Source organism: Salmonella sp. 741265116_PST (genome assembly GCF_046567715.1).
GTDB classification, from domain to species: domain Bacteria; phylum Pseudomonadota; class Gammaproteobacteria; order Enterobacterales; family Enterobacteriaceae; genus Salmonella; species Salmonella enterica.
In genome coordinates, this window is record NZ_JBKFPH010000036.1 from 1 (window position 1) to 19782 (window position 19782).

18 protein-coding genes and 1 tRNA gene are annotated in these 19782 nt (G+C 54.0%); 9 read left to right on the forward strand and 10 right to left on the reverse strand.

Annotation, left to right across the window (positions count from 1 at the left end; translation table 11 throughout):
• Window positions 1-226 precede the first annotated feature (226 nt).
• Window positions 227-1030 carry a 2,5-didehydrogluconate reductase DkgB gene (gene dkgB, locus ACLD11_RS18980; RefSeq protein ID WP_183059874.1) on the forward strand — a complete coding sequence of 268 codons (804 nt, stop codon included), beginning with the start codon at window positions 227-229 and terminating at the stop codon, window positions 1028-1030.
• A 21-nt stretch (window positions 1031-1051) separates the two neighbouring features.
• Here dkgB and yafC read toward each other — a convergent pair whose 3' ends face one another.
• Complete coding sequence (gene yafC, locus ACLD11_RS18985) at window positions 1052-1966, reverse strand: DNA-binding transcriptional regulator YafC (RefSeq protein WP_183055954.1); 915 nt, start codon at window positions 1964-1966, stop codon at window positions 1052-1054.
• A 104-nt stretch (window positions 1967-2070) separates the two neighbouring features.
• Between yafC and ACLD11_RS18990 the strand changes: the two genes are divergently transcribed.
• The 3 genes from ACLD11_RS18990 (at window position 2071) to ACLD11_RS19000 (ending at window position 5026) form a co-directional block, all read left to right on the forward strand.
• Window positions 2071-3246 (forward strand): MFS transporter, encoded by a 1176-nt coding sequence (locus ACLD11_RS18990; RefSeq protein ID WP_411015255.1) that lies wholly within the window; start codon window positions 2071-2073, stop codon window positions 3244-3246.
• A gap of 131 nt (window positions 3247-3377) precedes the next feature.
• Entirely contained in the window at window positions 3378-4178 is an 801-nt protein-coding gene (locus ACLD11_RS18995) for an endonuclease/exonuclease/phosphatase family protein (RefSeq protein WP_001230970.1), read from the forward strand.
• Between the two features lie 77 nt (window positions 4179-4255).
• Window positions 4256-5026, forward strand: a complete 771-nt coding sequence (locus ACLD11_RS19000; RefSeq protein WP_411015256.1) for a class I SAM-dependent methyltransferase — start codon at window positions 4256-4258, stop codon at window positions 5024-5026.
• 55 nt (window positions 5027-5081) lie between these two features.
• Here ACLD11_RS19000 and mltD read toward each other — a convergent pair whose 3' ends face one another.
• Window positions 5082-6449, reverse strand: a complete 1368-nt coding sequence (mltD, locus tag ACLD11_RS19005; RefSeq protein ID WP_000644706.1) for a murein transglycosylase D — start codon at window positions 6447-6449, stop codon at window positions 5082-5084.
• A gap of 71 nt (window positions 6450-6520) precedes the next feature.
• Window positions 6521-7276 (reverse strand): hydroxyacylglutathione hydrolase, encoded by a 756-nt coding sequence (gloB, locus tag ACLD11_RS19010; RefSeq protein WP_183059877.1) that lies wholly within the window; start codon window positions 7274-7276, stop codon window positions 6521-6523.
• Between the two features lie 34 nt (window positions 7277-7310).
• On the opposite strand from gloB, the gene ACLD11_RS19015 reads away from it, so the two are divergent.
• Complete coding sequence (locus ACLD11_RS19015) at window positions 7311-8033, forward strand: class I SAM-dependent methyltransferase (RefSeq protein WP_000801238.1); 723 nt, start codon at window positions 7311-7313, stop codon at window positions 8031-8033.
• Here ACLD11_RS19015 and rnhA read toward each other — a convergent pair.
• On the reverse strand, window positions 8030-8497 hold the full coding sequence (gene rnhA / locus ACLD11_RS19020) for a ribonuclease HI (RefSeq protein ID WP_000917872.1): 468 nt from the start codon (window positions 8495-8497) through the stop codon (window positions 8030-8032). The two genes, ACLD11_RS19015 and rnhA, sit on opposite strands and share 4 nt — an antisense overlap.
• 63 nt (window positions 8498-8560) lie before the next feature.
• Here rnhA and dnaQ point away from each other — a divergent pair, with 63 nt between their 5' ends.
• Window positions 8561-9292, forward strand: a complete 732-nt coding sequence (gene dnaQ / locus ACLD11_RS19025; RefSeq protein ID WP_001670675.1) for a DNA polymerase III subunit epsilon — start codon at window positions 8561-8563, stop codon at window positions 9290-9292.
• Between the two features lie 133 nt (window positions 9293-9425).
• A tRNA-Asp gene (locus ACLD11_RS19030) sits at window positions 9426-9502 on the forward strand.
• Between the two features lie 321 nt (window positions 9503-9823).
• On the opposite strand, the gene ACLD11_RS19035 is transcribed toward ACLD11_RS19030, so the two are convergent.
• Genes ACLD11_RS19035 through tagK form a run of 6 tightly spaced genes read right to left on the reverse strand, consistent with a single transcriptional unit; the run spans window position 9824 to window position 15979 of the window.
• On the reverse strand, window positions 9824-10873 hold the full coding sequence (locus ACLD11_RS19035; RefSeq protein ID WP_411012404.1) for an ImpA family type VI secretion system protein: 1050 nt from the start codon (window positions 10871-10873) through the stop codon (window positions 9824-9826).
• 10 nt (window positions 10874-10883) lie between these two features.
• Window positions 10884-11879 (reverse strand): type VI secretion system baseplate subunit TssG, encoded by a 996-nt coding sequence (gene tssG, locus ACLD11_RS19040; protein WP_000145239.1) that lies wholly within the window; start codon window positions 11877-11879, stop codon window positions 10884-10886.
• Complete coding sequence (tssF, locus tag ACLD11_RS19045) at window positions 11876-13759, reverse strand: type VI secretion system baseplate subunit TssF (RefSeq protein ID WP_183059880.1); 1884 nt, start codon at window positions 13757-13759, stop codon at window positions 11876-11878. The genes tssG and tssF overlap by 4 nt, the downstream gene beginning before the upstream one ends.
• 15 nt (window positions 13760-13774) lie before the next feature.
• A complete protein-coding gene (gene tssE / locus ACLD11_RS19050; protein ID WP_000108007.1) occupies window positions 13775-14269 on the reverse strand; it encodes a type VI secretion system baseplate subunit TssE in 495 nt (164 codons plus the stop codon).
• Window positions 14266-15090, reverse strand: a complete 825-nt coding sequence (locus tag ACLD11_RS19055) for a type VI secretion system accessory protein TagJ (RefSeq protein WP_183059881.1) — start codon at window positions 15088-15090, stop codon at window positions 14266-14268. Before ACLD11_RS19055 ends, tssE begins: the two co-directional genes overlap by 4 nt.
• On the reverse strand, window positions 15077-15979 hold the full coding sequence (tagK, locus tag ACLD11_RS19060) for a type VI secretion system-associated protein TagK (protein WP_183059882.1): 903 nt from the start codon (window positions 15977-15979) through the stop codon (window positions 15077-15079). Before tagK ends, ACLD11_RS19055 begins: the two co-directional genes overlap by 14 nt.
• A 511-nt stretch (window positions 15980-16490) precedes the next feature.
• Between tagK and tssH the strand changes: the two genes are divergently transcribed.
• Window positions 16491-19130, forward strand: coding sequence for a type VI secretion system ATPase TssH (gene tssH / locus ACLD11_RS19065; RefSeq protein WP_411015257.1), 2640 nt, complete (start codon window positions 16491-16493; stop codon window positions 19128-19130).
• Between the two features lie 99 nt (window positions 19131-19229).
• Window positions 19230-19772: a type VI secretion system contractile sheath small subunit gene (gene tssB / locus ACLD11_RS19070; RefSeq protein WP_000996815.1), complete on the forward strand. Its 543-nt coding sequence runs from the start codon at window positions 19230-19232 to the stop codon at window positions 19770-19772.
• The last annotated feature ends 10 nt before the right edge of the window (window positions 19773-19782 follow it).

The following is a 19782-nucleotide window of genomic DNA, read 5'->3' on the forward strand; positions in this document are numbered from 1 at the left end:
TTGGTTAGAATACCTGCCTGTCACGCAGGGGGTCGCGGGTTCGAGTCCCGTCCGTTCCGCCACTTATTAAAAGCCCTGAGCATTAGCTCAGGGCTTTTTCTTTGCCTGTCATTTAATTATTGCTCAATTCGCAAAAATCCTCTGCATTTCTCGCTCTTTTTCTACAAAGCGCTGAAGGTCATAATCCCCTCAGTTAACGAACATAGTGATTAAAAAGAGGAATTCTATGACTATCCCTGCATTCGGTTTAGGTACTTTTCGCCTGAAAGACGACGTGGTTATCGCTTCTGTTAAAACGGCGCTTGAACTGGGCTACCGTGCTGTCGACACTGCGCAAATCTATGATAATGAAGCGGCTGTTGGACAGGCGATTGCTGAGAGCGGTGTACCACGTAGCGAGCTGTACATCACTACCAAGATCTGGATTGAAAACCTTAGCAAAGACAAGCTGATCCCAAGTCTGAAAGGGAGTCTGAAAAAACTGCGTACCGATTATGTCGATCTGACGCTGATCCACTGGCCATCTCCGGGTGATGCCGTGTCTGTCGAAGAATTTATGCAGGCATTGCTTGAAGCTAAAAAACAAGGGCTGACTCGCGAAATTGGCGTTTCAAACTTCACCATTCCGTTGATGGAAAAGGCTATTGCCGCGGTGGGCGCAGACCATATCGCCACCAACCAGATTGAGCTGTCACCGTACCTGCAAAACCGCAAAGTCGTTGATTGGGCTACCGAGCACGATATCCATATCACCTCTTACATGACGCTGGCATACGGTAAGACGCTGAAAGATGAAGTGATTTCGCGCATTGCGGCTAAACATAATGCGACCCCGGCGCAGGTTATTCTGGCATGGGCAATGGGTGAAGGTTACTCCGTGATCCCTTCATCCACCAGGCGTGAAAACCTGGCAAGCAACCTGCTGGCGCAGAACCTGCATCTGGATGCCGAAGATAGAGCAGCGATCGCGGCACTGGACTGCAACGACCGCCTGGTTAGTCCGGAAGGTTTGGCCCCTGAGTGGGATTAATTGCCTGACCCTTTGTACCCTTTACCCCTCTTTCACAGCTCCTGCGGGGGCTGTTCTTATATATTCGCTCAAAAAGTCGATAAATGCCCGAATGCGTGTGCTGACGGCGCGATCGCTGTAGTAAACGGCGCTGAAAGGCATTTCTACCGGCAGACGTTTATCGGCCAGCAGTTCCACCAGTTCTCCCCGCGCGATCTCTTTATCAATCATATAATCTGAAAGACATGCAATGCCGTTACCGCTCAGGCAAAGTTGTTTTAACGTTTCCCCGCTGTTGGAAGAAATCCCACATTTGATCTCATGGAGCTGCCCGTCGCTACAGGCAATCGGCCATGTATTGAGCGAGACAGGTTCTGAGAACCCCAGACACAGATGCCGTTTTAACTCTTCAACGGTCTCTGGCTTGCCAAAACGGGCAATATAATCCGGCGAGGCGATAATCTTACGATAACTGGTAAATAACGGACGCGCGCGCAGACTTGAATCTGTCAACGTGCCTGCGCGTATCGCAACATCCACTTTTCGTTCAATAAGATTGATGAACGTTTCTGAGGAGACAAGAGACAATGTTATTTCCGGATACCGTTCACGAAAAGGTTTAATCAGCGGCATCAGGAAATGCAGCATTACCGGCGTTGCCGCATCGATACGCAGTAAGCCGCGCGGGGTATTACGCGACTCCATGATTTCCGTTTCTGCGGCGGCCATTTCTTGCAGTATCTGCTGCACGCGCCTGAAGTATCGCTCTCCTTCTTCAGTCAGGCTCAGCTGTCGGGTCGTACGATTAAGCAGACTGACGCCGAGCTTCATCTCCAGCTTTTTAACTGCCCGGCTGACAGCGGAATTGGCCTGTCCAAGCTGCTCTGCCGCCCGGCTGAAGCTGCCGCTTTCCACGACAGCGACAAAAATTGCGAGTTCTTCGGAGGTGGCTTTCATTTTTGCTCCTGCAGCAAAATTAAATTGATATTTTGGCTATTTTTGTCATTAAAACATCCAGGCATACTGCGTGTCATCTGATTACTGCTGTTATGGAGTTATGTATGCCTCTCGCTTTATTTGCACTGACAATAAGTGCTTTCGCTATCGGTACGACTGAGTTTGTGATTGTCGGCCTGGTGCCGACCATTGCTCAACAACTGGCTATCTCGTTACCTTCCGCCGGAATGCTGGTTTCAATCTATGCGCTGGGTGTGGCTATTGGCGCGCCGGTGCTAACCGCGCTGACCGGACGCCTGCCGCGTAAACAGTTACTGGTTGCGCTGATGGTCTTGTTTACGGCGGGGAATTTGCTGGCATGGCAGGCACCGGGCTATATGACATTAATCGTCGCCCGTCTGCTGACGGGCCTGGCGCACGGCGTGTTCTTCTCGATTGGATCTACCATCGCGACAAGTCTGGTGCCAAAAGAGAAAGCGGCTTCTGCTATCGCTATTATGTTTGGTGGTTTAACGGTAGCTCTGGTCACGGGCGTGCCGCTGGGGACATTTATCGGTCAGCATTTTGGCTGGCGTGAGACCTTCCTTGCGGTATCACTGTTAGGGGTGATTGCGCTGATAAGTAGTCAACTGTTGATCCCGGCCAATATTCCCGGTCGGGCGGCCGCCAGCATTCGTGACCAGGTGAAAGTACTGACTCATCCTCGTCTGTTGCTGATTTACGCCGTTACGGCGCTGGGCTACGGCGGGGTATTCACGGCATTCACCTTCCTGGCGCCGATGATGCAGGATCTGGCGGGATTCTCCCCGGCAGCAGTAAGCTGGATCCTACTGGGTTATGGCGTATCTGTGGCTATCGGCAATATCTGGGGCGGTAAACTGGCAGATAAGCATGGTGCCGTTCCTGCGCTGAAATTCATTTTCGCCGCGCTGTTTGTTCTGCTGATGGTCTTCCAGGTGACGGCCTCCACGCAGTATGCCGCGCTGGCTACCATTCTGGTGATGGGGGTCTTTGCCTTCGGTAACGTACCGGGTTTGCAGGTCTACGTGGTACAGAAAGCGGAACAATTCACGCCTAATGCGGTAGATGTGGCGTCAGGTCTGAACATTGCGGCGTTTAACATTGGTATTGCGCTGGGCTCCGTGATTGGCGGGCAAACGGTGGAGCATTACGGTTTGGCGCAGACGCCGTGGATTGGCGCCCTCATTGTTCTGGTGGCTTTCTTACTAATGGGCGTCAGCGGACGTCTTGATAAACCTGTACGCATTGCTCTGGAGTAAATTATTGATGTAAGCGCCTACTTACAAAACAAACTGCAATTGTTCGTTGAAAGTGAGTGCTAAAATCCCTATAACAGAAGAACCAGTCCGGTTGCGGACTGGTTGACGTTACAGAGGTTTGAAAGTCTAAAGTGCGAAAAAACACCTATGCGATGCGCTATGTTGCCGGACAGCCCGCCGAACGGATTTTGCCGCCAGGGTCGTTTGCGAGCATTGGCCAGGCATTGCCCGCCGGGGAACCGCTAAGCAGTGAAGAGCGGATCCGTATCCTCGTGTGGAATATATTCAAGCAGCAGCGAGCCGAATGGTTATCGGTGCTGAAGAACTACGGCAAAGATGCGCATCTGGTCCTGTTGCAGGAGGCACAGACGACGCCTGAACTGGTACAGTTTGCCACCGCTAACTATCTTGCTGCCGATCAGGTTCCCGCTTTTGTATTACCTCAGCATCCGTCTGGCGTCATGACGCTTTCTGCCGCCCATCCTGTTTACTGCTGCCCTTTACGGGAAAGAGAACCGATTTTACGTTTGGCGAAATCAGCCCTGGTGACGGTATATCCCTTGCCGGATACCCGTTTATTAATGGTAGTAAATGTTCATGCGGTAAATTTTAGTCTGGGTGTGGACGTATACAGTAAGCAGTTACTTCCGATCGGCGACCAGATTGCGCACCATAGCGGCCCTGTCATTATGGCGGGTGATTTTAATGCCTGGAGCCGTCCACGTATGAATGCGTTGTACCGCTTTGCACGTGAGATGTCGCTGCGCCAGGTTCGTTTCACTGACGATCAGCGCCGTCGTGCGTTTGGACGACCGCTGGATTTTGTTTTTTATCGTGGGTTAAACGTGAATGAAGCCTCCGTACTGGTGACGCGCGCGTCCGATCACAATCCGCTACTCGTTGAATTCAGTCCCGGCAAACCTGAGCAATAAAGGTGCGTCAGGTCTGCCGTGGGGCAGGCCTCTGCGGGTGCTGCCCTCTATTTTTCTCATAACAGAAGGGCACTACCATGACAACGCATTCCCACCATGACAATGTTGAAAAGCAGTTTGGTTCACAGGCGAACGCCTATTTACATAGCGCCGTTCACGCAGCAGGTCGTGACTTAGCGCGGCTGGCGCAAAGGTTGTCTGATTTTTCCCACGCGAACGTACTGGATATGGGATGTGGAGCTGGACACGCGAGTTTTGTCGCTGCGCAACATGTCAACTCGGTCGTGGCATACGATTTATCCGCCAGCATGCTTGAGGTTGTCGCTGGAGCGGCGGAAGAAAGACATTTAAGTAATATTACCCTCCGGCAAGGCTATGCAGAAAAGCTGCCCTTTGAAGACGCATCGTTTGAGGTGGTGATTAGCCGCTATTCCGCGCATCACTGGCACGACGTTGGTCAGGCATTGCGTGAGGTTAATCGTGTATTAAAACCCGGCGGCGTGCTGATTATCATGGATGTCATGTCGGCAGGACATCCTGTACGCGATATCTGGCTGCAAACGGTGGAGGCGTTACGCGACACGTCGCATGTCCGTAACTATTCCAGTGGTGAATGGCTGGCGATGGTCAATAACGCGATGCTGGTAACGAATACCGTGATAACCGATCGTTTATCGCTGGAGTTTCGCTCATGGGTAACGCGGATGCGTACGCCAGCGCCGTTGGTTGAGGCGATTCGATTATATCAGGCGAGTGCCCCGGTAGAGGTGAAGCGCTATTTTGAGTTGCAGGATGACGGCTCGTTTAGCAGCGATACTATCATGCTGGAAGCGCATAAAGCGGTATAGCAATTTAAAAGGCGCCGGGGGAAGCGGCGCCTTTTGGCTTTTTCGTCGGACAATATCAGGAATCTGGCGTGCTATTGTCCTTCACAAACAACGTAAGCTGATCGCCCGGTTGTAGATTATCCGTATCATGGTTCCAGCGCATCACATCTTTGATATTCACCCCGTGACGTCTGGCGATACTGGAAAGCGAATCGCCTTTACGGACACGATAGGTAATGCTATCGCTATTGTTTGCCAGTCGTTGCGCGCTACTGCCAGCTCCCACGGTCAGGCTTTGCCCGATTTTCAGGCGCGAACCACGCAGGTTGTTCCACTGCTGCAAGTCCTTCGTGCTTACGCCAAGCCGCGAAGCAATACCGGAAAGCGTATCGCCAGATCGCACCTTATAGCTACGGCTATTCAGCGGCGTATTGTCGGCGATCAGTTGGGACTGAACGGCGTCAATCTCACCGGAAGCCAGCGACTCACGCAACTGCTCGGCATGCTTTTTGGGCACCATAACATATTGCGGACCGCTTACGCCTAAGGTAGACCCTTTTACACCGGCATTAAACGTCTTCAGCTTGCTGATAGACATGCCCGCCATATCCGCAACCTGGGCCATTTCAACTGGACTGTTTAAACGAACTCGTGCCAGCGCTCGGCTTTCATCTGTTGTTGGCAGACGTACACCGTAGCGTTTGCTGTTTTTGAGAATTTCACTCAATGCCAGCATCTTAGGTACGTAGAGTTTTGTTTCTCTGGGCAAAGAAAGCGACCAGAAATCCGTTGGTTTTCCACGCGCTTTGTTTGCTTTAATTGCCCGCATAACACGGCCTTCGCCGCTGTTATACGCTGCAACGGTTAACAGCCAGTCGCCGTCAAACATTTTGTTCAGACGCTGCATCATGTCTAACGCGGCGGTCGTAGAGGCTACAACATCGCGACGCGCGTCATAATTACGGGTCTGCTTTAAACCATAATTGCGCCCTGTGCTCGGTATGATCTGCCAGATGCCTGCGGCATTGGCGCCAGACGTTGCGTGAGGATCAAAAGCGCTCTCCACTATGGGTAGTAGTACCAGCTCCATAGGCATGTTACGTTTCTTAACCTGCCCCGCTATCCAGTACATATACGGCTCTGCCCGTAAAGTTACATCGTGGAGATAGCTCTTATTGCGTAAATACTTCTGTTTCTGTTCGCGAATCCGGCTGTTTTCCGGAATTCCCATCTTTAGCTCGTCGCCAATGAAAGCCCACAAGTCCTGATCTGGCGCGATAGACGTTCCGTCGTCCATCCATCGTGCCTGACTCGTAAACTTTCCTGCTTCCCCTTGACCAGCTGCAGAAAGGCTCTGTGCGTGCTGTTGGACGTTGCCAGTGTTCTGAGACGTCTGGCACCCCACAAGCAGGACAGAGGCGAGTAATATCGCTTTTGCCTTCATGTGTGTGTCAATAGTTGCTTAAAAGACGACCGATCATAACGGCGAAGTTAGCGAATGACAAGTAAGAATTATCAGAACGTGTCTTTCTTTGACCTTAACCATGCAAAACGCGCTTCTGGTTGTTGCAATATTGTTTCTTTGTTTATTTCATTAATTAAATCAATATCTTCAGTTCTTAAAAAAAGATTAATCTTACGCTCATTTTTAAGAATAACGGGTAATGTCATTTGTTTTTTTACACGTAACTCTTTAACTTTACGATAATATTCATTTATGAACGAATCGTGCGGAAGTATGCTCAATGCGAACTTAATGTTAGCTAAAGTGTATTCGTGAGCGCTGCAAATGAGTGTGTCGTCAGGCAGAGAATTAATTTTCATAAATGACTGATACATCTGTGATGGTGTGCCTTCAAACAGTCGGCCACAGCCGCCGGAAAACAGCGTGTCGCCGCAGAATAAGTAAGGATGGCTAAAGTAACAGACGTGTCCTAACGTGTGACCCGGCGTGGCAAAAAGCGTAAATTTCTCGCCTAAAACGCGAATAGTATCGCCATCGCCAACAAGATGGGTTGCTCCCTTGTCTTGCGTTTCCGCCGGTCCATAAACCGTCATTTGCGGGAAGTGTTGCAACAGCTCTTTGACTCCGCCAACATGGTCGTGATGGTGATGCGTCAGAAAAATCGCCTCCGGCATCCACTTATGTTCAGCAATGGCCTTTAAGACGGGTGCCGCTTCGCCGGGATCAACAATCACACAGCGGCCTTCATCATTGGTCAGCACCCAGATGTAATTGTCCTGAAACGCGGGAATACTGTTAAGATTCATATATTACCTCTCAAATAATTAGCGGAAGGTTGCGATGAAACCGGCAAGGCTCTCTCAAACTGTCGTTGCGCCCGGATGTTGGGGTGAGTTGCCCTGGGGCAATTACTACCGTGAGGCGCTGGAACAGCAGCTAAATCCGTGGTTTGCAAAAATGTATGGTTTCCATTTGCTTAAAATCGGTAATTTAAGCGCAGAAATCAATTCCGAAGCGTGCGCGGTCTCCCATCAGGTGAATGTTTCATCGCAGGGGTCGCCGATGCAGGTTCTGGCCGATCCGCTACATCTTCCTTTTGCGGATAAATCCGTCGATGTTTGTCTGCTGGCGCATACTTTGCCGTGGTGTACCGACCCGCACCGTTTATTACGGGAAGCCGACCGCGTATTGATTGATGACGGTTGGCTGGTCATCAGTGGATTTAATCCGCTGAGTTTGATGGGGTTACGTAAACTGGTACCCGTTTTACGTAAAACACCGCCCTATAATAGTCGAATGTTTACCCTTATGCGGCAACTGGACTGGCTGTCTTTACTCAATTTCGAAGTGCTACATTATAGCCGTTTTCATGTCTTACCCTGGAAAAAGCAGGGAGGGCGGCTTTTAAATACGCATATCCCGGCGCTGGGCTGTTTACAGCTTATTGTGGCCCGTAAGCGGACCATCCCGCTTACGCTTAATCCGCTGCGACATAATAAAAGTAAAACCCCTATCCGCCAGACCGTTGGCGCCACCCGGCAATATCGCAAACCGGATGGCTAAGCTTCTGCCTGGTAGCCACTATCTTCCTGCGTGGGATTCATTGCCGCGGCGCGCGCCAGTTCATCACAACGCTCGTTTTCGGGGTGGCCTGCATGGCCTTTGACCCATACCCATTTGATCTGATGCTGGCCTAATGCAGCATCGAGACGTTTCCAGAGATCGACATTTTTTACGGGTTTCTTTTCCGCTGTTTTCCAGCCGCGTTTCTTCCAGTTATGAATCCATTGGGTAATTCCTTGCCGCACATATTGGCTGTCGGTGCTCAATGTCACTTCGCAATGTTCTTTTAACGCTTCAAGCGCGACGATCGCCGCCATCAGTTCCATACGGTTATTGGTGGTCAGCGTGTAACCTTCACTAAACGTTTTTTCATGACCGCGATAGCGTAAGATAGCGCCATAACCACCGGGCCCTGGATTCCCCAGGCAAGAGCCATCGGTGAAAATTTCTACCTGTTTAAGCATCTCTGGTAGACTTCCTGTAATTGAAATCGATAACAAAACGCAAGTCTGACATAAATGACCGATATGAGCACTGCAATTACACGACAGATTGTCCTCGATACCGAAACCACCGGTATGAACCAGATAGGCGCGCACTATGAAGGTCACAAGATTATTGAGATCGGTGCGGTTGAGGTGATAAACCGTCGTCTGACCGGCAACAATTTTCATGTTTACCTGAAGCCGGATCGGCTGGTGGATCCGGAAGCGTTTGGCGTACACGGTATTGCCGATGAGTTTCTGCTGGATAAGCCGGTTTTTGCTGATGTGGTCGATGAGTTTCTCGATTATATCCGCGGCGCGGAGCTGGTCATCCATAACGCATCGTTCGATATCGGCTTTATGGATTATGAGTTTGGTCTGCTTAAACGCGATATTCCTAAAACCAATACTTTCTGCAAAGTTACCGATAGCCTGGCGTTGGCGCGGAAAATGTTCCCCGGTAAGCGTAACAGCCTTGATGCGCTGTGTTCGCGTTATGAGATAGATAATAGCAAACGTACTTTGCACGGCGCATTGCTCGATGCCCAGATCCTTGCTGAAGTGTATCTGGCGATGACGGGCGGACAAACGTCCATGACGTTTGCGATGGAAGGAGAGACGCAACGGCAGCAAGGTGAAGCGACCATTCAGCGAATCGTTCGCCAGGCCAGCCGGTTACGGGTCGTTTTTGCCTCTGAGGAAGAGCTGGCTGCGCATGAATCGCGGCTTGATCTGGTGCAGAAAAAGGGCGGAAGTTGCCTTTGGCGGGCGTAATTTATTCCTTTTTAGGCTATAAAAATCATCCTTCGGGCGATTTTTGCAGCAACTGATTCAAAAGGTGAGAAAAAGCGTTGACGGGCGACACCGCAAACCGTAATATTCGCCTCGTTCCCAGCGGGAACATCACGGAGCGGTAGTTCAGTTGGTTAGAATACCTGCCTGTCACGCAGGGGGTCGCGGGTTCGAGTCCCGTCCGTTCCGCCACATACAAATCTCAGGGTGTTTTTATACATCCTGTGAAGTAAAAAAAACCGTATCACTGTAAAAGGGATACGGTTTTTTTTTCGTCTTCAAGAAGTTCCACCGCCTATCGTGGAATCTGACGCAAATGGGTCTACGCCTGGATGACGAGCAGGATATTACAGCCACTTCTTTCACTGTCATGGTTATTTTGTCCCACTGACATTTAAGGCGCGGCCTCATGGCGGTGCTTAACCGGGATCGGGACATGTTCAGCGCAGAAGCAGACTGCGTAATGTTGATGTCACTCAGATAATCACGGAGAACCGCCAGACATGCGCATCATCACTCCAGGGCATCCCACTTCTCCAGTAACTCCACCGGGATCTCATTGATCACCTCCGAGAACCGTTTTCCCACCAGTCTTTCAGCCTGGCGTAACAGTGGGATGGTCGGGCTGCTGGGTTCACTGCTCTCAAACCAGCGACGAATGCACCGCAGGCGTTCCAGCGCATCATTACGATCGCGAATTGGCCCCGGTTCAGCATTGTGTGGGAGGGATATACCGGGTGGCGCGTTGACAGGCGGCACATCCTCTGCCCGTGCCGGAACGGCATTATCCATAACCGTGCCTGCGGGGTCTGGCGCTGGCGACGGAGGGATTTCCGACGTGGTTGTCTGTACCACGTCAGGCAGCAGCGCCAACAACTGCCGCAGGCGTGAAAAATCTGGAGCCAGATCGCCTAATGTCTCACGCGCCCACACTTGCAGGCGTTCTGCGCTTTCCTGCGCTTCGCGAAACGCCGCCAGCGGTAATGCCCCACGGGCTTCGAGGTCTGCCAGTTGCTGGCGGACGGATTCGGGGGCCAGCGCATCAGCCGGGCGAGGAGCGGATAACGCGCGCTCGACATCCCGTACCTGAAGGCGCAGGGCGGCACTGTTGGACAGCGTGATACTGCGAATATCCGCCATCACGCCTTCGTGATCCAGCAGTGCCGCCAGAGCGTTACTGCGCGCCAGCGCCGCATCTTCAACAGATTCTGCGGATGCACCTTCGCCGGTGAGTAGCTGTGGATGGAGTGCATCAGACCAGATTACGCTCAGTTCTGTCAGTTGTGTGAGCATTTCCGCCAGTCCCTGTGCGCCAGCCTGCTGGATGCGACTGCGCAGCAGCAGGATCAACACCCGGATATCCTTACTGCGCGTGAGCAGACGGCGCGCATCACGCTCAATTTCCGGCCAGTTCACGGCTTCCGGTGTACTGACAAAATCACCATATTGCGCCTCCGCCTGGGGGGCGGCGCGGCTGAACAGCAGCAGGTATTCCGGATCGTACTCCGGATCGGGGCCGCAGGGTTGTTCCGCGCTTACCGGTTTAGTCAGGGACATGTCCATATCATTACTCTCAGTGGGTTAAGCCGTGTTCAGGTTCAAAAATCATGCCGGTCACCGGACGGTCATGCATAGCTTTACCTGCCCAGGCCGTCCAGCCAAGCCGCTGCGCGCCGCCGATCACCGCAGGCGGTGCGGCATGGGGCTTCAACTGCAGCTCAATTTCCCAGCAATATTCAAAACCGATGAACGTACGCACCAGTTCTGTCAGCACGGGCAGATTGTTGCCGCCGGGCAGAAAACGCAGGTAATCCTCCAGCGTGAGCGGGCCGATAATTAGCCGGAATTTGTACTGCATATCCGGTACGGCCTGGCCAATAAGCGCCCCGTTGCCCAGCACCGAAGACTGCGCGGGCGTGCCCAGACGGGTGATTTCATCGTTCGCCACCGTTATCCAGTGCAGGGCGAACTCTTTCACCGCAAAAGGTACGCTGAAATAGTGCGCCAGCGTGGCGGCCAGCCCGTCAGGATTGCGCGATTCGCGTACCAGATGAGCGGAGGCCGCCAGGCGAACATGATCTGACAGCGGGCTTTCGGCGCTTTCCCGTAGATCCTGCCCGCTGAGACTGGCGATATAAAACGCAAAGCGGTCGTGTTCCGGTTTGTCCAGCCCGCCACCAGCGGACTGAGCGCTGCGCCATGCCTGCCAGAACTGCGTCAGCCAGCGGTGGTGAAAAATATTGGAAAAATGAACCAGCGTCGGATCGTGACGACTCTCTGAGCGATTTAGCGCCAGCTCGGTATAGTGCAGCGGCAACGGGCCGTTTGGCCCCCACAGTCCGAGACTGTACAGACTCAGGTGCAGGCGTCCATCCTGCCAGCTGACCTGGGCGATTTCCCGTGGCGCAAAGGTCATCGTCGGCGTCTGTCCCAGACGGAATTTTTCCATCCGTGGCTGCCAGATACTGCCTGCCGGAGTATCACAGAGCTGGGCATCCACGCGCCGCATCAGGTTCAGGAATCCGTAACGCCAGGGGGTTTTCTGCGCCTGGTCGAGAGCGCCGGTCATATGCTCCCCCGTTGCCCGGTTCTGACCGGCCAGGTCATGACATGCCCGCGTTGCATCGAGTGCAGCGTCATCTGTGAGAAGGTATTAATGGAAACATGGCGGGCAATATAGTGTTCCAGCACCAGACCGAACAGGTAAGGACTGATACCGGAAAATCCTTCTTCGTCCACGGTCAGTTCGCAACTGACGCCCCGGCCATAGACCAACAGGCCGGAGCCGGGCAGGCGGCGGGTCACCGGGGTGGTTTTGCAGCCAATCAGGCTGCGCACCTGGCGCGACTGCGGGCTGTCGTGAGCCGGGATAAACAGGTTCAGCAGATCGCGCAGCGCCTGGCCGCCGGTGCGGTGATCCAGATCGGCCAGCGGCAGATAATTAAACGACAATTGCCGGATCAGCCGCCAGGCCATTTCGCGTTCAGCCAGCGGCGGCTGCGGCGGGCGCGGCGGTCTGATAAGACCCACGCCCGCCACCGGAATCGCCGCATCTACGGTCAGATCATCCCGGCCATTACGTGGAATAAGGCAGGGCAGATCGCGGTTAGTCACCATTGCCGTGACGGTGATATGGCGCAGATTTTCCGGGTAGGGCGCTTCATGCTGATCAACCAGCGACAGGAAGACTTCCGAGCCGGTATAGGGGGTTCGGGTGCCATAGCGGCGGGCGTTTTCTGACGAGCGGCGCGGCTCACGACGCAGTGAAAAATAACGCCCGTGGTTGCCTTCGTCATTATTACGGGTGTGATACAGCGGACGAAAAATCATCTTCCGTGTGGTTTCCGCTTCCAGGCCTTCAACTTCCTGGACAGAAAACACCTCGTAATCCAGCGGACGAGTACGATCCACCACCAGATGCTGTTCCGTCACGCTGTGAGTGACTTCAATCCGGGTGGTAGTGCGGGGAAACAGGTTGATCACCGGCGTACAGAACAGGCTGAACTGTGCAGCGTCCGTCTGATGAATCAGCCAGTCCGGCGGCAGGCGGTTAAGCAGTATGATAATTTCCGCCACATTGCCCTGCACCTTTTGTAGACCGGCAGACAATCCGGTCGGGGTGAAGAAGTAAAACCGCTCCGGACAGGCGAAAAATTCATGCAGCAGATTATGGCCGTGAAACACGTTCCAGGCGAGCGGCAGCAGCCCCTGCCCTGGCTCCAGCCCTTCGTGCGCCACCGGGTGTTGAAGATTCACATTCAGTTCGCCGTCAAAGTGACCGGGTTCACCGGCCAGTGTGGCGACGGCGCTGGTATGCAGCAGCTCAAACAGGTGTGACGCAATGCGTTCTTCGCCGCAGAGGTAAAAGGGCAGCCGTGCCGGACCGGCCAGCTCGCTGAAAGTCAGTTCCCCGAAGGTTCGCAGGGTGATGCGCAATGCCCCGGCGACATGAATATTAGGCGGCAGATAGCGGTGCAGGGCGGGCATATCCGGCGGCGCGGCGGTCAGGCGTACCTCCTCGATGGACAGCGGCCACAGCGTGACGTCCTGGCTGCTGCGAAACTGGCAGGCGGTATTTTCGCCTTCCGGGATGGGGGAAATGAACGCGGTATCGCGCGGCACGGTGACCCCTTTCGCCAGGTCGCCTTCCTGCGTATCGGGATACAGTTTTACCACTGCCATCGATGGCGTGGGGGTGACGTAATTGGGGCTGACGACTTCCAGTAATCGCTGTGTGAAGCGGGGAAACTCGGCGTCAATTTTTAGCTGAGTACGGGCGCTCAGAAAGCTGAACGCCTCGATCATGCGTTCCACATACGGGTCGGCAATATCGCTTCCCTGCATCCCCAGCCGGGCGGCAATTTTGGGATGGAGGGTGGCGAACTCAGCACCGGTCTCCCGCAGGTAGCTCAGTTCGCGGTTGTAATACTCCAGTAGCCGTGGATCCATGAATAATGCCCTGTATTAAAAGAACGTAATGCGGCTCAGCTCCATATCCAACGCGCTGCGTACCAGAAACTCCGTGGGATACGGCTGCGTCAGAATTTGTCCGCGAATTTCAAACTGTAGCGTGTTATAGCTACCCTGCCGGGTTTTATCGAGCAATGGCGTGACCCTGAGTGTGGCGGCGTTCAGCCGGGGTTCGAAACGAATAATGGCGCGCCGAATCGCCTCGCTGATATCGTCCCACTTATGCTCATACATAAAGCTGCCCGCCAGCGGCGGCAGGCCATAGTTGAGCACTGACGCCGCCGCCTGCGGATAGCGCCGGGCGTCGATGTCACCCTCGTGGCTAATGGTATTGAGCAAAAAGGAGAGATCCCGACGAATGATCTCCTTCAGTTGTACCGGCGTGACGCTGATATCCCGGTCAATTTTCTGATACGGAGCATTGTCACACAGCCGATCAAATAGGGTGGGCAGCAGGTGGTTAGCGGGTGTAAAACGGGACGTGCTCATGCGCCATCGTTTTCCTGAGCATGAAAGGTACAATGGGCCATGTCCAGCAGGCTGATATCGCCGTGGCTGGTCAGCCAGACTTTCTGCCCCAGCGCCCCCACGGTGGTTTCGCCGGGGCCGTCCTGCCAGGCGGTTTCCCGGCACAGACGCAGGGCGTCGGATGCACTTTCCGAACCGCTGTAACGGGTAAAGAGCCAGGCTCCGTGCGTATCGCCATTCACCAGGGTGATATTAACGGGTTTCCACAGCAAATCGGTCAGGCGTGTTGGTTGCGGCGATTCCAGCGAGCGTATTTGCGAAAACGGCAGCCAGATATACACGCCGCCGGTGACCAGCTCAAGTACCGGGCCAAGGCGGGAATCGCTGTCGCTCGCCCAGTCAAATGCGCCGCCGTTCCACTGCCCGCCAGTATCTGTTATGGCTTCCAGTGCGGTATTACGGTGTTTATCAACCTCACCGGTATCGCCATGACAGGCGAGTGCCGCCAGGAGTGACTCCACCCAGACGGGCTGCGGCAGAAGAAAACCTGGCCGTTGTTCACCCTGAAAAACGGTGCGGCGGAACATTTCGCAGCGAACCAGCTCCCGGTACAGCCGGGCCTCCTGGGTATAATTGGCCTCCATTCTGGCACATAGCTGAAGCTGGTGTAGCGCCCGCGACCAATCTCCGGCCACACACAGCAACTGAAACAGGCTGTGGCGGCATAGCGCCTTCGCCGGATTTTCCCGAACCTGCTGCTCCGCCATCTGAATCCCCTGTGCAATAGAATATTCCTGTATCAGCGCGGACAGAGTAGCAGGAAGCGTGTCAGTTTTTTTCATGGGCGGTATTTCCATTTTTCTGTGTCGGAGTGATTCGGTAGTGGCTGTCGATGCCAATAATACGATGCTCGCGGCGGGTCAGATCGGGCAGTATCTCGCTATGTGCGGTTTTCCCCGCCAGTTCCGGCGAGAGCAGTTGCAGGATATCGGGCATTGATTCCATCGCCAGCCAGTGCATTTCACCCTCACCGGTCGCGTCCAGCGTATCCAGAATGGCATCAATACCGGGCGCGCCTGCCACCATATCCTGTAACGTGTCGGTGTCGCCCTTTTTATCGTATAACGACGTCAAATCCTGAGTGACAGCGTCTTCATTTCGGGGAAACGGTTTAGGACGGAGGGGCTTTTCCTGCCCGGAGGGCCGTAATGCCTGCTGATATTCCTGGTAAAGCTGGTGTAGCGTGCTATCCGCTTCATGGCCGGTGTAAGAGGGCGCGGTTTCCCGGACGGGAATAATATCGAACGGGTTCTGCGGATTGAGCTGTTGCTGTTTAAACCAGTCCAGATCCAGGTACTCAGCAACGGATTCAGATGACTGAACCAACTGAGGAAACGAAACATCGGGACGGGACTCATCATTGGTGCGGGCAAGGCACCAGGATGACAGACCCCATTCAATCGTATCTCCATCATTCAGCCGCATACGGTGATGAGGTTCCATCACCTGCTCATTGACGGCACAGCACAGTTCATCAGAGTGATTAACAATCCACCACGCCTCTTCGTGGCGAACAAGACTGAGCGCGATATCGTCTTTCCCATGTTGCTCAAAAAGCGGAATGTAGGGGGCGGCGGCAGTAAATACGATGTATGTCCCGGCGGGATACTGTGCGTTATCCGTTATACCCTGCGACTGTATTTTCCGTAATTCCCACATGTCTTGTTTCATTATGTCCCTTAGAGCCTATCCCATCAGGGCTATTTTACTTGCCATTTTGGACCTGGGCAGTGCTCAAAATCCTCACGTACTACGTGTACGCTCCGGTTTTTGCGCGCTGTCCGTGTCCAAACTGGCTGCGCCAATAACGCCTGGTGGGATAGGCTCTTAAATGTATTTATTTTTCTGGAGGAAACGTTTAGGGAGCTTTAATTCATAAATAAGTTTAACTAACTTCATAGTAGTTCATTATTGATGACACCCTTTTGTTATTGCTGTCGTGAATGCATTGCTATATGCACAAATGCCTTTTTGAAATATTATTTCATTTAATTATATAATTACGATTTATCTTGCCATTACTTGATTGTTTAATATTAACGGCCTGGTTGCTAATTAGTCCCTGATCTGTATCATTGTTTTGTTTCGATATTTTGTCGAACATTTTAATAAAGAATTGTTTATATATTCATGTGCATTGATGCGCTATTTTTATGAATTTTTATGTCCCAAGGCATAACAAATGGAAACTCCTGTTTCACGCAGTGCGTTGTATGGAAAACTGGCCGGCCCACTATTCCGGTCGCTGGAATCGGCGACGGCATTTTGCAAACTACGCTCTAATCCCTGGGTTGAGCTGACCCACTGGCTGCACCAGTTAACACAGCAGCCCGATAACGATATTCTCCACGTTCTTCGGCATTACCAGATCCCTCTTTCCGATGTGGAGAAAGCGTTACTCCGGCAACTGGAGATGCTGCCCGCTGGGGCCAGCGCCATCAGTGATTTTTCTCACCATATCGATCTCAGCGTTGAAAAGGCCTGGATGCTGGCAAGCGTCCGTTACGGCGATAACAAAATTCGCAGCGGCTGGTTGCTGCTGGCCTTGTTGACCACGCCAGAACTGCGTCGGGTACTGAACAGTATCTGCGCGCCGCTGGCAACGCTTCCGGTTGATGAACTGACGGAAATATTGCCTTCGTTGATCGAAACATCGCCGGAAGCGCAGGAGCGCCCTTACGACGGCTCCGGCCTGGCATCAGCCATTCCCGGTGAAAGCAGTCAGGCGATTCCCAACGGTGGGCAGGATGGTAAATCCGCGCTGGCAAAATACTGTCAGGACATGACGGCACTGGCGCGCGACGGCAAAATCGACCCGGTGACGGGGCGTGAGCATGAAATCCGCACCATGACGGATATTCTGCTGCGCCGTCGTCAGAATAATCCACTACTGACCGGTGAGGCGGGCGTCGGGAAAACGGCGGTCGTCGAAGGTTTTGCCTTGGCGATTGCGCAGGGGGAAGTGCCGCCCGCGCTGCGGGAAGTACGGCTGCTGGCGCTGGATGTTGGTGCTCTGTTGGCCGGAGCCAGCATGAAAGGCGAGTTTGAATCGCGTCTGAAAGGGTTACTGGAAGAGGCCGGGCGCTCACCGCAGCCGGTTATTCTGTTTGTCGATGAAGTCCACACTCTGGTGGGCGCGGGCGGCGCATCCGGCACGGGCGATGCCGCTAACCTGCTGAAACCGGCGCTGGCGCGCGGCACCCTGCGGACTATCGGCGCCACCACCTGGAGCGAATACAAACGGCATATTGAGAAGGATCCGGCGCTGACCCGTCGTTTTCAGGTGTTGCAGATTGCCGAGCCGGAAGAGATCCCCGCAATGGAAATGGTGCGTGGTCTGGTGGATACGCTGGAAAAACACCATAACGTACTGATTCTGGATGAGGCGGTACGTGCGGCGGTACAGCTTTCTCACCGTTACATTCCCGCCCGGCAGTTGCCGGATAAAGCCATCAGCCTGCTGGATACCGCCGCGGCCCGCGTGGCGCTGACGCTGCACACGCCGCCTGCCAGCGTACAGTTCCTGCGCCAGCAGCTAAAAGCGGCGGAAATGGAACGGTCGCTGTTGCAGAAGCAGGAAAAAATGGGGATTCAGTCAGATGAGCGGCGCGATGCGCTGACGGCGCGAATTTTCTCGCTCAACGATGAACTGACTGCATCCGAATCCCGCTGGCAGCGGGAGCTGGAACTGGTACATACGTTGCAGGAACTGCGTCTCGCAGAGTCTGATGCTGATGACAAAACCACGCTGCAACAGGCCGAAACGACGCTAAGGGAGTGGCAGGGCGACGCGCCGGTGGTGTTCCCGGAAGTCAGCGCGGCGGTGGTCGCGGCGATTGTCGCCGACTGGACCGGTATTCCTGCCGGGCGCATGGTGAAAGATGAGGCCAGCCAGGTGCTGGAACTGCCTGCCCGACTGGCGCAACGCGTTACCGGGCAAGACGGCGCGCTGGCGCAGATTGGTGAACGTATTCAGACCGCCAGGGCGGGACTGGGCGATCCACGCAAACCGGTGGGCGTGTTTATGCTGGCCGGGCCGTCCGGTGTCGGTAAAACCGAAACCGCGCTGGCGCTGGCGGAGGCTATCTACGGCGGTGAGCAAAACCTGGTAACCATCAATATGAGCGAGTTCCAGGAGGCTCACACCGTTTCCACGCTGAAAGGCGCGCCGCCCGGCTATGTGGGCTATGGCGAGGGTGGTGTGCTGACGGAAGCGGTGCGTCGCCACCCCTGGAGCGTAGTGCTGCTCGACGAGATCGAAAAAGCGCACCATGACGTTCACGAACTCTTCTATCAGGTGTTTGACAAGGGCGGGATGGAGGACGGTGAGGGAACACATGTCGATTTCAAAAACACCACGCTACTACTCACCACCAACGTGGGTTCCGACCTCATCAGCCAGCTCTGTGAAGATCCGGCCTTAATGCCCGATGCTACGGGGCTTAAAGAGGCGCTAATGCCGGAATTGCGCAAGCATTTCCCGGCGGCATTTCTGGGCCGCGTGACGGTGATCCCTTACCTGCCGCTGGACGAAACGTCGCGTGGCGTGATTGCCCGTCTGCACCTTGACCGGCTGGTGGCGCGGATGGGTGAACAGCACGGCGTGACGCTGACGTATAGCGAGGAACTGGTCGCACATATTGTGGCGTGCTGTCCAATGCATGAAACGGGCGCGCGGTTGCTGATTGGCTACATCGAACAGCACATCCTGCCACAACTGTCGCGCTACTGGTTGCAGGCCATGACGGAAAAAGCCGCTATCAGGCAAATTGATATCGGCGTTAATGGTGATGAGCAGATTGTTTTTGAGATCGTTTGCTGAAACCGGCCGTTCGAAGTGTCCGTAGTGCGATTTTAAAAACTGTACCGGTATACCGCTCCCCTTGCGGCAACCAGTTGACTAAAAAGGAAATGAAGGATTATGGCTATCAACAATAGCGCGCAGAAATTCATCGCGCGCAACCGCGCGCCGCGCGTGCAGATTGAATATGACGTAGAGATTTACGGCTCTGAGAAAAAAATCGAGCTGCCGTTCGTGATGGCGGTGCTGGCCGATCTGGCCGGGAAACCGCGTGAAGAACTGCCGCCGGTGACGGATCGCAAATTCCTCGATATTGATATTGATAACTTCAATGAGCGCATGAAAGCCATTGCGCCGCGCGTGGCGTTCGCTGTGCCGAATACGCTGACGGGTGAAGGTCAGTTGATGGTCGATATCACGCTGGAAAATATGGACGACTTTTCGCCGGCACAGATTGCCCGCAAGGTGGACGCCCTGAACCAGTTACTGGAAGCCCGCACCCAACTGGCGAACCTCCAGACCTACATGGATGGCAAGGCCGGGGCGGAAAATCTGGTCAATAAACTGTTGCAGGACCCGACTCTGCTGAAAACGCTGGCGAATGCGCCGAAACCGGCCGCTACCCAGCAAGGTGTGTCAGCGGATAATGAATCAGCGGAATAACGTCGAATTT

What these genes read in the sequence shown, in the direction of transcription:
- dkgB (WP_183059874.1), top strand. Translation starts at nt 227, where the DNA reads ATGACTATCCCTGCATTCGGTTTAGGTACTTTTCGCCTGAAAGACGAC.
- yafC (WP_183055954.1), bottom strand. Translation starts at nt 1,966, where the DNA reads ATGAAAGCCACCTCCGAAGAACTCGCAATTTTTGTCGCTGTCGTGGAA.
- ACLD11_RS18990 (WP_411015255.1), top strand. Translation starts at nt 2,071, where the DNA reads ATGCCTCTCGCTTTATTTGCACTGACAATAAGTGCTTTCGCTATCGGT.
- ACLD11_RS19000 (WP_411015256.1), top strand. Translation starts at nt 4,256, where the DNA reads ATGACAACGCATTCCCACCATGACAATGTTGAAAAGCAGTTTGGTTCA.
- mltD (WP_000644706.1), bottom strand. Translation starts at nt 6,449, where the DNA reads ATGAAGGCAAAAGCGATATTACTCGCCTCTGTCCTGCTTGTGGGGTGC.
- gloB (WP_183059877.1), bottom strand. Translation starts at nt 7,276, where the DNA reads ATGAATCTTAACAGTATTCCCGCGTTTCAGGACAATTACATCTGGGTG.
- ACLD11_RS19015 (WP_000801238.1), top strand. Translation starts at nt 7,311, where the DNA reads ATGAAACCGGCAAGGCTCTCTCAAACTGTCGTTGCGCCCGGATGTTGG.
- rnhA (WP_000917872.1), bottom strand. Translation starts at nt 8,497, where the DNA reads ATGCTTAAACAGGTAGAAATTTTCACCGATGGCTCTTGCCTGGGGAAT.
- dnaQ (WP_001670675.1), top strand. Translation starts at nt 8,561, where the DNA reads ATGAGCACTGCAATTACACGACAGATTGTCCTCGATACCGAAACCACC.
- ACLD11_RS19035 (WP_411012404.1), bottom strand. Translation starts at nt 10,873, where the DNA reads ATGGACATGTCCCTGACTAAACCGGTAAGCGCGGAACAACCCTGCGGC.
- tssG (WP_000145239.1), bottom strand. Translation starts at nt 11,879, where the DNA reads ATGACCGGCGCTCTCGACCAGGCGCAGAAAACCCCCTGGCGTTACGGA.
- tssF (WP_183059880.1), bottom strand. Translation starts at nt 13,759, where the DNA reads ATGGATCCACGGCTACTGGAGTATTACAACCGCGAACTGAGCTACCTG.
- tssE (WP_000108007.1), bottom strand. Translation starts at nt 14,269, where the DNA reads ATGAGCACGTCCCGTTTTACACCCGCTAACCACCTGCTGCCCACCCTA.
- ACLD11_RS19055 (WP_183059881.1), bottom strand. Translation starts at nt 15,090, where the DNA reads ATGAAAAAAACTGACACGCTTCCTGCTACTCTGTCCGCGCTGATACAG.
- tagK (WP_183059882.1), bottom strand. Translation starts at nt 15,979, where the DNA reads ATGAAACAAGACATGTGGGAATTACGGAAAATACAGTCGCAGGGTATA.
- tssH (WP_411015257.1), top strand. Translation starts at nt 16,491, where the DNA reads ATGGAAACTCCTGTTTCACGCAGTGCGTTGTATGGAAAACTGGCCGGC.
- tssB (WP_000996815.1), top strand. Translation starts at nt 19,230, where the DNA reads ATGGCTATCAACAATAGCGCGCAGAAATTCATCGCGCGCAACCGCGCG.